Genomic DNA, 15,531 nt, shown 5'->3' with positions numbered 1-15,531 from the left:
GCGTCATCCGCGTGCCAATAAGCCACAATCAACAATCCCAACCACTTTATCAACATGAATGCGATTTTGTTGATAAATTAGCCCTATCATTTACATAGTTCCCGCTATATTCTGTTTAATTTCATAATGTTTATACACTTAACAAAAGTGTAAAACAAAATTCTTTAAAACGTTTTAATATATAAGTATGATATCACACTCCATTCAACGCAGTTCACTACTTCTTTTCACTTTAATCATCATTTTATCCGGTTGTGGAAAAGATAATCCTGAAAATTTTGTGATTAATCCAGAATATCAAAAACACATTAGTTCTTTTACTTCTGGAGTGATTTCTTCAGCAGCTCCAATTAAAATTCAACTTACTGAGCAATACGTACAGAAAATAACACCAAATCAAGAGATTAAAGAGAGTTTCATAAGTATTACACCTTCTATTGAAGGAAAAACAGTTTGGAAAGATCAATACACTCTAGAATTTATACCAAAAGAAAGGTTTAAATCGGGTGAAACTTATTGGGTTGAATTTGACTTAGGAAAGGTAGCAGATGTTCCAAAAGAACTAAAAACTTTCAAGTTTCCATTCAGTATAGTTAAACAAGCCATTAATTTTGAAGTGGCTGGGCTGAAGAGCTATTCGAATGAATCTATGGATTATTATCAATTTTTAGGTACTGCAATCACAGCTGACATTATTTCAACTAAAACTTTAAGTGAGAACATTAAAATAACTGTTAATGGGGAGAGTAAAAAAATTAAATGGAGTAAACAAGGCAATGAAAAACTATACAAGTTAGTTGTTGATAGTATTCCTAGAAAAAAGACATCAAGCGAAATAAAAGTAATATGGAATACTTACCCTCAAGGAGATAAAGATGAGCAATCGATAAAACATGAAGTTCCAGCTTTAGGAGACTTTAAAGTTATTGGAACAACCGTTATTCAATATCCAGAACAATATGTTTTGCTGCGTTTCTCAGACCCATTATTGACTAACCAAAATTTAAAAGGCTTGGTTGAAATTCGAGGGTCCGAAAACGTTAAAACTGCGATTTCTACTAATGAATTGCGAATATACCCTCCAGGAAGACTAGAAGGAACGCACAAAATAGAATTGAATCCAGCTATTCAAAATGCAAAGGGTTATAAATTTAAAAAAACAGATATCATAACTGTTGATTTTAAAGCCATTAAACCGGCTGTTCGACTAGTTGGTAAAGGATCGATATTGCCTTCTTCAAATAATATGATGGTTCCTTTTGAAGCTGTTAACATCAAAGCAGTAGACCTTCGAATTATTAAAATATTTAAAAACAATATGAATCAATTTTTCCAAAACAACGATTATGATGGTAGTGATGAATTGAAGCGCGTTGGTCGAGTAATTCGCAAGAAAACTATTTATTTATCTAAAAACAAACCACTTGACTTAGGAAAATGGAATCGATTTAACCTTGACCTTTCTGAATATATTGAAGTGGATCAAGATGCAATTTACCGAATTGAAATTGGGTTTAGAAAACACCATTCTGTTTATCCTTGCAATGGTGTAGAAAGCGAATCTGACATCCAAAGAGATGAAACAGATTGGGATGAAAAGGAGAATGCAGAAGCTGACAAATGGCAATATGTAAACGATTGGGGGTATGATTATTACAATTATGATTATTTCGATGGATATGATTACCGCCGACAAGATGATCCATGTTCGCACTCTTATTACCGCAACAAAAGTGTAGTTAAAAACATCTTTGCTTCAGACATTGGAATCATTGCCAAAACAGGAACAAACGGACAAGTCTTTGTTGCCGTGTCCAATATCGTAAGTGCATTACCCATCCAAGGTGCAACAGTTAAAATTTACGACTATCAACAACAACTTATCACCAAAGATAAAACTGACTTAAATGGATTACTTAAAACTAAAGCTTTAGATGGAACACCTTTTTTCATTGTAATAGAACATGATACTAAAAAAGGATATTTGAGATTAGGGAATGGAAACTCATTGCCGTTGAGTAGATTTAATATTGATGGCGCTTCAGTTCAAGAAGGCATTAAAGGTTTTATTTACGGTGAACGAGGAGTGTGGAGACCCGGAGACACACTTTTCCTGAACTTTATCTTGGAAGACAAGGATAGAATGATTCCAACCGATCACCCTGTTATTTTCGAATTGCACAATGCAAGAGGTCAATTAGTAAAAAGAGAAGTTCGCAAAGAATCAATGAATGGATTTTATAACTTCACCACACCAACAGATTCGGACGCACCAACTGGAAACTGGAATGCAAAAGTTCAAGTTGGTGGAGCAACTTTCTACAAAACAATTAAGGTTGAGACAATTAAACCCAACAGACTAAAGGTAAACTTAAAGTTAAACAATGACTTAATTAGCGCTTCAGATCCTTACATTAAAGGAGATTTAACTGTGAAATGGTTACATGGAGCACCAGCAAAACAATTGAAAACTGACATTTCCTTAAAGTTTGTGTCTACCAATACAATTTTTAAAAATTTAAAAAATTACACATTCGATGATCCTAGCAAGTCATTTTACCCCTCTGAATTTCAATTCTTAGAGAAAAAATTAAATGAAGAAGGAAAATTGAGCTTCAGTGAAAAAATTGAAGTTCAAGACCAAGCACCAGGAATGTTAAAAGCAATATTCAAAACTCGTACTTTTGAAAGAGGTGGTGACTTCAGTTCAGATCAAATGGCCGTAAATTATGCACCATATGATTATTTTGTCGGTATTCAATCTCCCGAAATCAATAGATACGGAGCATTGCAAACTGATTCCACTTATAAGTTTCCAATTGTTTCTGTAGATAAAAATGGAGTAAAAAAAGGAAACAGAAAGCTTGAAGTAGAAGTTTATAGAATTGAATGGAGCTGGTGGTGGCAAAGTGGATCAAACAATGTTGCTAGCTACATCAATAGAAACAACGTCACTCCTATTTCTCGAGAATTCATTACCACCAATGCAAACGGAGAAGGAACGACTTCCACAAAAATAGATAAACATGATTGGGGTCGCTACCTTATAAAAGTAACGGATAAAAATAGTGGTCATTCAACTGGAATAATGACATACTTTGATTGGCCTAGTTGGATGTCTAGATCAGGGAGAGCAACACCAGATGGAGCCAATATGCTGGTTTTCTCTGCAGATAAAAAAGAATATTTAACCGGTGAAAAAGCAAAAATAAGCTTTCCCTCTGCCGCTTATGGAAGAGCATTAATTAGTATAGAAAACGGTAATAAAGTTATTGATGCATTTTGGATTGAGACAATTGGGAGTGAAACTTCATTTGAATTACCTATAACTAAAGACTTAGCACCTAACTGCTATGTTCACATTACTTTCTTACAAAAACACGATAAAACAACTAATGATGCACCTTTGAGAATGTATGGTGTAGTACCAATTATGGTTAAAAATCCATTAACAATTCTTGAACCAGTAATTAAAATGCCGGATGAATTAGCACCTGAGACTTCATTTACTGTAGAAGTAATGGAAAAAAACAGTCGTGACATGACCTACACAATTGCGGTGGTAGATGAAGGATTATTAGATTTAACAAGGTTCAAAACACCTAATCCTTGGAATCACTTTTATGCTCGTGAAGCACTTGGAGTAAAAACCTGGGACTTGTTTGACCATGTCATTGGAGCTTATGGAGCAAAGGTGGAAAACATCCTAACTATTGGTGGAGATCAAAACATTAATCCTGGGGATGATAGTCCAATTCGATTTAAACCAATGGTTCGTTTTTTAGGTCCCTTCAAATTAAGTGGAGGAAGAACAGCAAAACACAAAATCAACGTTCCAAACTATATTGGTTCTGTGAGAACCATGGTTGTTGCTGGTCAAGATGGTACATACGGAAGTACTGAAAAAACAACTCCTGTAAAGAAACCTTTGATGGTCTTGGCTACTTTACCGCGTGTTTTAGGACCAAAAGAGAAGGTTTCCTTGCCAGTTAACGTTTTCGCAATGGATAAAAAGGTGAAAAACGTAAGATTACATGTGAAAACGAATAGTTTAGTGAAAGTTACTGGTTCTTCATCAAAGGAAATCACTTTTGACAATATTGGCGACCAAGTGGTTTATTTTGATTTGGAAGTAGGCACAATTACTGGTGCAGCTAAAGTTGAGGTAATTGCAACCAGTGGAAACGAGAAATCTACTTACGAAATTGATCTTGAAGTGCGTCAACCAAACCTTCCAATTACGATTTACAATGAAGGTACCATTGAAGGTGGTTCAGAATGGTCAAATAGCATAACACTTCCAGGAATGGATAACAGTAATACTGCGAAGCTAGAATTATCGACCATCCCTCCCATCAATTTAGAGAAACGCCTAGGGTATTTAATTCGTTATCCTCATGGTTGCTTGGAACAAAAGACTTCTGGCGCATTTCCACAACTGTATTTGGAATCCTTAATGAATATTGACACACAAACTAAGTCTAGAATTGACAATAATGTGCGTTCTGTAATCAATAAAATTCAAAAACATCAATTGAATGATGGCGGATTTGCCTATTGGCAAGGATCAGGAACTTCAAACGACTGGGGAACTACCTACGCGGGACATTTCATTCTAGAAGCTGAGAAAAAAGGATATGCTTTACCTTATGGTATAAAAGAAAAGTGGATCAATTACCAAAAGAATCAAGCTAAGAATTGGAATTCTCGTAACCACAACAATTACCGAAATTCCGATTTACCACAAGCATATCGACTGTACACTTTGGCTTTAGCCGGTGAACCTGTTTTAAGTGCAATGAATAAATTGCGTACTCAAAGTGATTTATCTGTGCAAGCTGCCTGGAGATTAGCCGCTGCTTATCAAATCGCTGGAAAAAATGAAGTAGCCAAGGAAATTGTGAGAAATAAATCTACAAAAGTTGAACCATATACAGAGTTAAGTTATACTTATGGAAATAACGACCGTGATCAAGCGATGATTATTGAAACTTTAACCCTAATGGGTGAAAAATCTAAAGCTGCGGCATTGGTGAGATCGCTTTCTGAAACACTGAGTAAAGACAGATGGATGAGTACTCAAACAACAGCCTATTCTTTAATGGCAATTGCATTATTTACTGAAAAAAACAAACCAAAAGATGGAATGAAGGCTTCTTTTGTTTACAATGGTAAAACAGTAATTGTCAGTAGTTCTAAAGCTATTGAATTGATAGATTTAAAAGTAAATGGTAATCAAAAAACTGCAAATGTGAAAATTAAAAACAATGGCGAAAGTTACTTATTTACACGACTGATTGCTACGGGAATTCCTTTGGCTGGAAATGAAGTTTCTCATTCTAATAACCTAAAGTTGGAAGTTGTTTATCGAAATACTGCCAATGAAATCATAAATATTGAAAATATTGAACAAGGTACCGACTTCTCAGTTGAGGTAACAGTTTCAAATCCTGGAATGAGAGGAGACTACAAAGAACTGGCTCTTTCACAAATATTCCCAAGCGGTTGGGAAATTCACAACCAAAGAATGGACATGAATTATTCTGGAAACGAAGGTAATTTGTACGATTATCAAGACATTCGTGATGATAGGGTGTATACTTATTTCGATTTAAGAAAAAACAAAAGTAAAACAATCAAGATCAATCTTCATGCAGCTTATGTTGGAGAGTATTACATGCCTGCAGTTCACGTAGAAGCAATGTACGATGCCACAATTTCTTCTTTGAAAAAAGGAGCTTTAGTTAAAGTTGTTTCGCCAGGCGGAAGATAATCGTGCGTTTAAATTTTGGTAAATATCGCTTGTACTTTGCCCCTAGAAAGTTGACTTACTTTGCTCTATTTGCATTTTTAGTCTACTTTCTAGGTTGCTTACCTACTGTGTTATTCAGCAGTCCTAATTCTACTATTTTATTAAGTAAAGACGGCAGATTAATGAATGCTAGAATTGCCTCAGATGGTCAATGGCGTTTTCCTGAAATGGACAGTACACCAATCAAATTTAATGAGGCAATTATTGCTTTTGAAGACCATGATTTCTACGCCCACACTGGTGTAAGTTTTAGAGCAATCGGTCGAGCAGTAATTAGTAACCTCGAAGCTAAGAAAGTTGTAAGTGGAGGAAGTACAATTACGATGCAAATTGCTAGAATGGCTAGAAATAGTGAAAGAACGTTCTACAATAAATTCGTTGAAGCAATTTGGGCTTTTCGTATGGAGTTTCGTTATAGTAAAAAAGAATTACTAACTATATATGCCTCTCACGCACCTTTCGGAGGAAATGTAGTTGGACTTGAAGCAGCTTCTTGGAGATATTATGGTTTGCCTCCACATGATTTATCTTGGGCACAAGTTTCAACTTTAGCTGTTCTTCCGAATGCTCCAGGTTTAGTTCACCCTGGAAAAAACCGATCAATTTTACTTGAAAAAAGAAATAAAGTACTTACAACGTTGTATGCACATAAAAAAATTGATGCAATAACCTATGAGTTATCATTAGAAGAACCTTTGATTGGTGCTCCAAAAACTTTACCTTCTCTTGCTCCTCATTTACTATCCAACGCCATTGCTAATGGTAGAAAAGGTCAAAGAATTACAACAACCCTAGATGATAGTAAACAGGAAAAGTTAACCCAACTATTACGACGACACCAAAGAAATTTAAATCAGAACTACATTCACAATGCGGCCATGTTAGTTATCGATGTAAAAACGAATCAAGTTGTAAGCTATATTGGAAATTCAGCAATAGAAAATAGTCATCAGAAATATGTAGACATTGTTCGTGCACCAAGAAGTTCGGGAAGCATTTTAAAACCATTTTTATTTGCCGCATTGACGCAAGAAGGTATGATACATAATAACCAATTGATTCCTGATGTACCAATGAATTTCGATCACTTTTCACCTAAAAACTATGATGAAAGAAACGAAGGAGCCGTAAAAGCGGGAGATGCACTTGCGAAATCTCTAAATGTACCTGCTGTTTACCTTCTTCAACAATATGGTATCGATAAATTCTTGCATAAATTAAGATCAATTGGACAAACACATGTTTCAAAAAGTGCACAACATTATGGTTTATCTCTAATTTTAGGCGGGGCTGAATCTTCCCTTTGGGATGTTGCTAATGCTTATTCGGGAATGGCGAAAACATTGAATTTTTACAACAAAGAAAATAAGTATAACTCTAACACTTGGAAGGATGCAGAAGTTTTTCGAAGTCAAAAAATGGGGCATGAGAATGGTTCACAAGGTGAGAATGAGAGCAGAGCAGTTAAAACAAGAACGACTTCAAAATTTGATGCCGCTTCTATTTATGAAACTTTCCAAGCATTATTATCTGTAAATCGACCACATATGGAGGCTTCTTGGGAACAGTATTCATCCTCTTCAAAAATTGCATGGAAAACAGGAACGAGTTATGGAAATAGAGATGCTTGGGCAATTGGTTGTACTCCTGATTATGTAGTTGCTGTTTGGGTTGGAAACGCAACTGGTGAAGGTCGTCCTGGCATAATTGGAACCACAGCCGCTGGACCAATTATGTTTGATGCTTTCTCATATTTGACCACACAAAGAAGTTGGTTTATTCCACCGTATGATGAATTAGTAAAAATGAGCATTTGTAAAGAAAGTGGACACCGAAACACAGTAAATTGTACTAAAATCGATACTATTCAGGTTCATCAAATGGCTTTACGCGGTCCTTCATGCAATTTTCACGAAGTATTTCTAACTGACTCTAAGGAACAATTTCGATATCATCAAGGTTGTGCTCAAGATTCTAAATTAAAAACGGTTTCTCGTTTTGTCTTACCGCCTTTGCAGGCATACTTCTACAAAAACGCTCATTCAAATTACAAAGTTATTCCTTCCTTCCATCCTGAATGTGAAGGGATTGCAGAAGAGAAAACTTTCACAATTATTTATCCTGAGCACAACAGTAAAATGATTGGAACACTAGATCTAGATGGAATTTCAAAAGGAATTATCTTTGAAGCTTCACATCCAGACAATTCTGTAACTTTGTTCTGGCATATTGACAATCAGTATTTGGGAGAAACAAAAGGTCATCACAGCATTAAATATTTACCCGTTGAAGGACAACATTTATTGACAGTCATGGATGAATTAGGGAATCAGAAAAAGATTTTATTTACTATTCTGGAGGATTGAAGGATGAGGAAATCTGAGGAAAAATCATCAACTGAAGAGATAATGTAGGGTCGTTTTGCACAACTTCCTTTAGCATTATTAAACATATTATTTGTAAATTCATTATTTCAATACCAAACACCAACTTATTAAAATCTAAAAAACACAAAGCATTATGAGAAACTCCATTTTATCCACTCTCCTATTATTCCTCGGATTTACATTCATCTCCCAAGCTCAATCTCCCACTATTTCAGAAGAAATTAAAAATAACATTAAGGCTCGGGTGGATTATGGAATAAACACTGGAATTGTTGTAGGAATTGTTACTTCCAAAGGAACAGAATACCACAGTTATGGTGTGAAGTCCTTTGAAACAGAGGAAAAAGTGGATGAAAACTCAATTTTTGAGATTGGCTCTATCACCAAAACTTTTACGGGCTTATTACTGGCTGATGCCGTTGTAAAAAGAGAATTAAATTTAGACGATCCAATTCAGAATTTACTTCCCAATGGGATAAACGCACCTACTAAAAATGGTGAGTCCATCAAATTATTTCATTTATCCAACCACACCTCTTCATTGGCTAGACTTCCGGGTAACTTGACTATATCAAATCCAAGCAATCCTTACGGTGATTATTCTGTAGAACAGATGTATGAATTTTTAAACACTTATGAACTACCAAGAGCTATTGGAAGTCAGTTTGAATATTCAAATTACGCCGTAGGATTATTAGGAAATATTTTGGCTGCTAAAAGTAAATCATCCTATGAAGAATTAATGGTGGATATTATTGCAAAACCTTTGGGCATGGGAAATACCCGTATCGTTTTGACACCGGAAATGAAAAAAAACCTAGCTTTCGGTCACAGTAATGGTGTTCAAGTTGAAAATTGGGATTTACCAACATTAGCTGGAGCAGGAGCAATTCGTTCTTCTGCCTTGGATATGGCAAAGTATCTTTCTGCGAATATGGGAATAGTAACCACTAATTTATTTCCAGCATTGGAATTGACCCATAAAATTTCAAGTGGTGATTCTATCAAGCAAAAGGTAGGACTCGGATGGATCATCGAAGAAAAAAATGATTCAAAAATAATATGGCACAATGGAGCCACAGGAGGATATAGAGCGTTCACCGGATTCATAAAAAATGGGGATTACGGTGTAATTGTTCTAACAAACTCAGCCGCTCCAATTACGGATTTGGGAATGTACATGCTCGATTCTTCAAAAACACTCATACAACCAAAACCTTCCATATCATTAGAAATGAGAAAACTTTTGGATAACAAAAGCATTAAGAAAGCCACCAAATCTTATTGGAACATTTCTGAAAATGAAAAAGACCAATATAACTTTGAGGAAAATGAATTGAACTCTTTGGGTTATTTCTACATTCAAAAGAATGAAATCGATAAAGCAGTTGCTGTTTTAGCTTTAAATGTTCAAGCCTATCCGGAATCATTTAATGCTTATGACAGCTATGCTGAGGCATTAATGCTCAATAACGAAAACAAAAAAGCCATTGCAAATTATAAAAAGTCACTCGAATTATTTCCAGGCAATACCAATGGAATTGAAATGCTCAAAAAATTAGGTGTGGATACTAAAGAATTCGAAAAAGAAGTAAAAATAGCATCTGCCACTTTGAAAAGTTATGTTGGGAATTACGAATTGGTTCCGGGTTTCATTCTCACGATTACTAAAGAAGGGAATCAATTGATTGCTCAAGCAACAGGTCAGGGAGCTAATCCTATTTATCCATCATCTGAAAATGAATTTTACCTTAAAGTTGTTGATGCTCAAATTGTTTTCAACAGAAATGAGGCTGGTGAGGTTGAAAGTTTGACTTTATTTCAAGCTGGACAAGAGTTAGTGGGAAAGAAGAATAAAGATTAAATAATGCTGCAGAAAAATTCGCAACTAGGTTATGGATATTTTTATATTTATGAATTATAGTTGAATAAATTGATTCGTTTAATTAAAACCACAAATTATGAGCGACAAAAAGAATACTGAACTAAAAGAATTATTAGACGAAAAGGGGAATAAAATAAGTCCACAACTGGGTGATGACGTAAAAAACTACCTTATTGATATTGATGGTACAATTACAGAAGATGTTCCTAACGAAGAACCTGAAAGAATGTCAACTTGTGAACCTTATCTGGATGCTTTAGAAACCCTAAATAAATGGTATGACGAGGGACATATCATTACATTCTTTACTTCAAGAACACTTGAACACAAGGAAGTAACCGAAAAATGGCTTGACAAACATGGCTTTAAATACAGTTCAGTATTGTATGAAAAACCAAGAGGTGGAAATTACCATTGGATTGATAACCACTTGGTGAAAGCAACAAAATTTAATGGGAAATTCACAGATTTAGTAAATAGAGAACATACTATTGAAGTGTTTAATGACAAATAGTAGGACTTCAATTATTATTTTAAGGTTAGAGTTCATTTTCTAACCTTTTTTATTGTCCTAAATATATACTCCTTTTCGCAATTCTAAAACCAAATAGGAGAAAATAAATAATTTTGAAAAGAGCATGAAATAATCAATGATGGCCACGCCATAAACAAAAAATAATTGTAGATAGATCTAATTATTTGATCAGTTAAATAAATGTTGTATTGATTTATAATATACATTTAGTGATTGCAATCCACTAAAATTTATATTTTTGTTTCTTACATCTGATATTTTGAGTTTTTCAGATACTAAAGAATAAATAGAAATGAAAGATACTATTAATCGCTTAAAATATTTCCAAAAAAAAAGTGGATTTTCAGAAACCAATTATCTCAGAGATAAAAATTGGATGTCAAGTGAATATTGGAGATACCGTATCTATAGACCAATAATAAAATTACGATTCAAATCTTTTAGAAAGAAAAACAATCCATCCCCTTGGATTTCACCCCCTGCTACGCTTTTTTTTGATGAATGGCTCGATAAAGACAAAGTAGGTGCAGAATTTGGAAGTGGAATAAGCACCATATTTTTTGCAGCACGTACTAAAGCTATGGTGTGTATTGAACATTACGAACCTTGGTATAAAAAAGTAACTGATCTTTTTAAAGAGAAAGGCATTACGAATATTGATTATCGATTCATTGAAGTAGATAAGAATAACAAAAATAAAGCATTAACTCCCCAATTAGAGAATTACCTTAAACAAGAATGTGCTGCCAATATCATGTGGGATTTTCAAAATTACTTCGAAAGTTTAGCCGATTTTGAGGATGAGCATTTTGATTTTATTTTAGTTGATGGAAGAGCCAGACCAGAATGTGTACTTTACAGTATTGATAAGTTAAAATCAGGTGGTTTAATGGTATTGGACAACTCTGAAAGAAAACGTTATTCTATTGTTTTCGAAATTTTAGGAGCTTGGGACAATTACACTACTAGTAATGGTTTAACCGACACAACTTTTTGGATAAAACCATAGTAAATGGGAGTAATCAAAAAGCAATCAACTATATCTGCTATATTTTCATATATTGGAGTTGTTGTTGGGTTTGTGACTTCGGCATTAATAATGCCTAAAATACTAGACACGAATCAAATCGGATTAATCAAATTGATAGTTGCGGTCTCAGGAGTTTTCTCTGGGATATTTTCTTTAGGTGTTGGACAACTCCTAATTCGATCTTATCAAAAATTTGATTCAGAAAAAGAAAAGCGCTCAAAATTATATGGTGTAGCCATAAAGGTGGTTATTTTCGGTTCATTATTAGCCATCCCCTTTTATATATTTGGTGTTGATAGTTTATTTAATCTAAAGAGTGATTCACTGAGATTTACTAAAGGAACAACATTTCTCACATTAGTTTACTTAACCATTGTAGCTCGTATATTCTACAGTGCAATTTTCGGTTATTACCGTATGCAAAATGAAATTATCATTGATGCTTTCATTCAAAATATTTTCCATAAACTAGGAGTCTTAGTGTTATTGGTTGCTTTGTTTTTAGAATATTTCAACTTTTCAACCTTTATTTATCTCTACATTATTTTATACCTGTTTTTCCCCATCATCATTATTTACTATTTTCAAAAGAAGAAAGACGTGGACAAAGAGGTCCATCAAATAGACTTATTGGGTCGAAAGAAAAAATCAAGATTTTCTTCCATTGAAAAAAAGGAATTCCTCAACCTTCTTCTTTTTGGGACTTTAACAACAATTGGTGGTTCACTTTTTCTTTATGTAGATACCTTAATGGTAAACTTTTACCTCAGTGAATCTGAAGTTGGAATATACGGAACAATGTTTTTATTTGGTATGATTGTAATCATTCCCGCGAGAAGCTTAAAGAGTATTTCTGTTTCTGTTTTATCAAAATCATTCCAAGCAAACGATTTTAAAGAAATCACTGAGATATACAAAAAAAGTAGCATTACACTTTTGGTGATTGGTGGCTATATTTTTATTGGTGTTTGGTCCAATATGTATTCGGTTTTCGGTTATTTACCTGAATCCTTCGAACTTGGTAAATATGTAGTTCTATTTATTGGAATTGGTCAATTATTGGACATGGTTACAGGTGTGAACAATGAAATTATAGCTGTTTCACCAAAATATAAATTAAACACTTATTTTATTATTCTCTCTATTTTTCTGGGTGTAGGCATCAACCTTTGGTTAATTCCACAATACGGTATAACTGGAGCAGCTATTGCAACGATGGGAACAATACTTTTCGTGAACTTAATGCGTTTAATTACTGTTTATAAATACTTTAAAATCCATCCATTTTCAACGAGTACAATTAAAATCATTCTATTAATTGTTGGTTTAACTTTATTGATGGAAGTAATTCCCAATATTGAAAATCATTTTATCAACCTTCTCATTAAAGGGAGTTTAATCACTATTATTTATTTACCGATTGTTTATTATTCCAAGGTTTCAGAAGATTTAAACCAGATGATTGACAAGCTGCTTAAAACAGTATTCTTGAGAAAATAAGCTTATCACAATTAATTCAATAATTGCACAAGCCTTAGAATGGTTAAAATCTTGGGGATCCTTTATTTACCTTACTTATAAATATTCACTAAACTAATGGCTGCTGCGTCCCAATTATAGGTTTTCAAAACGGCTTCATGTCCTTTTGCCCCCATTTTAGCTTGCAATTCTTCGTCTTTGAGAAGTTGAATTACTTTTTCTGCCAATTGTTCAGAATTATTGGATTCGTAAATAAGACCACACTCTTCTTTGGTAATAATTCTTTCTAAAGGATTACAATTACTTGAAATAATTGGACGTTCAAGCAGCATATACTGAAAAAGCTTATGTGGAATAGTATTGTCGGTATGCTTTGATTTTAAATGAGGTATTAATCCAATATTAGTCGCCTTCAAATAACTAGAAAGTGTAGCTGGAGGTTGCCATCCTTCAAAAGAAACATACTTACTCACATCTAATTTTTCCGCTAATTCAATCAATTCTTCTTTGTTTGACCCAGCACCAACTAAGATCAATTTAAAATTTGGTATTGATTTTATTATCTCAGGAATGGAAGAAATAACGCTTTCCAATCCTCTATGATAATCGAATCCTCCGATATACGTTAGTGTCATAAAGCCTTCAAATTTGTCAACAATATTCTGATCAATATCGGCCACATTGAAATGCTCCATGTTGACATAGTTAGGAACTACATTTATTTTACTAGATTCAATTCCAAGGTTTTGATACCTGTCCTTCGCCTCTTCAATAACAGTAATCATTGCATCAGCCTCTTTCAGCCATTTTACTTCTGATGCTTCCCACTTAGGAATTGAAATAATATATTTTCCTGGGAAAATTTGCGTGTATCTATAGTTTTTTAAGGCCTCAGGATAATTCTCATGTAAATCTGCAACTACTTTTGGTTTGGTCCTTAACTTTCGTCGTGCTTTTAAAGCTGGTGGCAACATATATAAATCATTCGCATGAATAAAATGTATATCCTGTGTTGTTGCTACTTTCTTAATGTGTTTATACCAAAAGGAAATCCAAAAATCAAAGGGCGTATTACCCAATCCCTTCATTTTGTTTTTCTTGAACAATGAAACTGGAATTCTAATGATTTTTGCACCATAAAAATCTTCGGTTGGCTTTTGGTCCCCATGATTGAGACATAAAACAGTTACGTTGAAGCCAGATTTACTCAGCGACATAACTTCATTTTCGACTCTCATATCACTTGTAAATTCATTGTCAAGTAACATCAGAATATTAGAATTGGCCATAATACACAGTTTTCAGCTAAATTAATAAATCAATGGAAATATTATTCAGTTTTGATTATATAAACAAAGGTTTTTCTATTGTGAAGCCTTAAATTCATAACATTTCAAACGCTGCTCTGAGCAGTTCTTTAACCTCTTCCGTAAGTTCAATTTGTTGCTCATTTATATGAAAATCTGTTTTATACAAAGGCAGTTGAGTAATCGCATTCGATTCTAAAGCCAAAAGCGAAAAAAGTAAGGATTTCATGGCATGTTCTCCCCTTGGTTCATGTGGAGTAAAAGTAATAGGAATAATCTTTTTATTTGAAAACTCTCCAGAATGTGTGCACCACTCTATCATATTCTTCAGCACTGCGGGAATGTTATGTGTGTATTCAGGAGTGGAAATAATTACTACTTCAGCTTCTGTTAATTGTGTTTTGTATGTTTTAATCTTTTCAGGAATACCACTTTTTAGCCGTTCGGTTGTAAATAATGGAAATTCAGATAAATAATCAACTATATCAATTGAATGCTCATCTTTAAACAATGTTTTAATTGCTTTTAAGAGTTGGTAATTACTCCCATTTTTACTTGCCGAACCAGATATTGCCAGGATTCTCATGTTTAATCTCTATTTATCTAGCAAGATAATGATTTTTTAGTGTCTTGATGTTGACTTTTGGGTAGTTGCCTTCGAAGGGATATTAAATGTAGCCTTCGAAGGGCTCAGTCAACATGGTCACACGCAAACACAGGTCCTGCCGAAGAGAACAACTGAATCACATTGAAATACTAGAATCCATTTTTATTTCCAGGTCCTTTAACTTCGCATCCAGCTCCTCCTCTATTTTCATTAATGAATCTATTGAAATGTGTGGTTCTAAATCTTCAATTTCTATTTGTGTACTGTCAATATTCATTAGCACTTCATTCACATCGTTTTCAATTTCAGCTTGATGATTACATCCTAATGATAAGATCATAATTCCAAAAACAAGGATTATTTGTTGGTAAAAAAGCATAATTCAAAATTATAAAAACATGTTGATTGAATCCATTATTTCAAAAATTATTGCTAAAAAAAACTGATTTTGGATACTTTTCTTGAATTTACTAAAGCCATTAAAACCTT

The 15,531-nt window shown here is 33.9% G+C and carries 9 protein-coding genes; 6 read left to right on the top strand and 3 right to left on the bottom strand.

The features are described 5' to 3' along the window. Window positions 1-187 precede the first annotated feature (187 nt). From C6368_RS04690 to C6368_RS04665, 6 genes are all read left to right on the top strand, one after another. Window positions 188-5,773, top strand: coding sequence for an alpha-2-macroglobulin family protein (locus C6368_RS04690; RefSeq protein ID WP_107038016.1), 5,586 nt, complete (start codon window positions 188-190; stop codon window positions 5,771-5,773). Window positions 5,774-5,775: 2 nt separating this feature from the next. Next, entirely contained in the window at window positions 5,776-8,178 is a 2,403-nt protein-coding gene (gene pbpC / locus C6368_RS04685) for a penicillin-binding protein 1C (RefSeq protein WP_159038435.1), read from the top strand. Between the two features lie 154 nt (window positions 8,179-8,332). Next, a complete protein-coding gene (locus C6368_RS04680) occupies window positions 8,333-10,063 on the top strand; it encodes a serine hydrolase (RefSeq protein WP_107038014.1) in 1,731 nt (576 codons plus the stop codon). A 97-nt stretch (window positions 10,064-10,160) separates the two neighbouring features. Continuing rightward, window positions 10,161-10,598 carry an LNS2 domain-containing protein gene (locus C6368_RS04675; RefSeq protein WP_107038013.1) on the top strand — a complete coding sequence of 146 codons (438 nt, stop codon included), beginning with the start codon at window positions 10,161-10,163 and terminating at the stop codon, window positions 10,596-10,598. Window positions 10,599-10,911: 313 nt separating this feature from the next. Then, entirely contained in the window at window positions 10,912-11,628 is a 717-nt protein-coding gene (locus tag C6368_RS04670; protein ID WP_107038012.1) for an O-methyltransferase, read from the top strand. Window positions 11,629-11,631: 3 nt separating this feature from the next. Further along, window positions 11,632-13,149 carry a lipopolysaccharide biosynthesis protein gene (locus tag C6368_RS04665; RefSeq protein ID WP_107038011.1) on the top strand — a complete coding sequence of 506 codons (1,518 nt, stop codon included), beginning with the start codon at window positions 11,632-11,634 and terminating at the stop codon, window positions 13,147-13,149. Window positions 13,150-13,220: 71 nt separating this feature from the next. On the opposite strand, the gene C6368_RS04660 is transcribed toward C6368_RS04665, so the two are convergent. From C6368_RS04660 to C6368_RS04650, 3 genes are all read right to left on the bottom strand, one after another. Next, on the bottom strand, window positions 13,221-14,417 hold the full coding sequence (locus C6368_RS04660; protein ID WP_107038010.1) for a glycosyltransferase family 4 protein: 1,197 nt from the start codon (window positions 14,415-14,417) through the stop codon (window positions 13,221-13,223). A gap of 94 nt (window positions 14,418-14,511) precedes the next feature. Then, on the bottom strand, window positions 14,512-15,021 hold the full coding sequence (locus C6368_RS04655; RefSeq protein ID WP_107038009.1) for an NADPH-dependent FMN reductase: 510 nt from the start codon (window positions 15,019-15,021) through the stop codon (window positions 14,512-14,514). Between the two features lie 157 nt (window positions 15,022-15,178). Next, the gene (locus C6368_RS04650) at window positions 15,179-15,382 is read right to left on the bottom strand and encodes a hypothetical protein (RefSeq protein WP_234369082.1); all 204 of its coding nucleotides are present in this window, start codon (window positions 15,380-15,382) and stop codon (window positions 15,179-15,181) included. Window positions 15,383-15,531 lie beyond the last annotated feature (149 nt).

Origin of the sequence: Brumimicrobium mesophilum, from assembly GCF_003025005.1 — a bacterium.
GTDB lineage: Bacteria > Bacteroidota > Bacteroidia > Flavobacteriales_D > Crocinitomicaceae > Brumimicrobium > Brumimicrobium mesophilum.
This window is presented reverse-complemented; position numbering and strand designations above follow the sequence as displayed.

Coding starts and splice junctions, on each gene's coding strand:
- C6368_RS04690 (WP_107038016.1), top strand. CDS start 188: ATGATATCACACTCCATTCAACGCAGTTCACTACTTCTTTTCACTTTA.
- C6368_RS04680 (WP_107038014.1), top strand. CDS start 8,333: ATGAGAAACTCCATTTTATCCACTCTCCTATTATTCCTCGGATTTACA.
- C6368_RS04675 (WP_107038013.1), top strand. CDS start 10,161: ATGAGCGACAAAAAGAATACTGAACTAAAAGAATTATTAGACGAAAAG.
- C6368_RS04670 (WP_107038012.1), top strand. CDS start 10,912: ATGAAAGATACTATTAATCGCTTAAAATATTTCCAAAAAAAAAGTGGA.
- C6368_RS04665 (WP_107038011.1), top strand. CDS start 11,632: ATGGGAGTAATCAAAAAGCAATCAACTATATCTGCTATATTTTCATAT.
- C6368_RS04660 (WP_107038010.1), bottom strand. CDS start 14,417: ATGGCCAATTCTAATATTCTGATGTTACTTGACAATGAATTTACAAGT.
- C6368_RS04655 (WP_107038009.1), bottom strand. CDS start 15,021: ATGAGAATCCTGGCAATATCTGGTTCGGCAAGTAAAAATGGGAGTAAT.
- C6368_RS04650 (WP_234369082.1), bottom strand. CDS start 15,382: ATGATCTTATCATTAGGATGTAATCATCAAGCTGAAATTGAAAACGAT.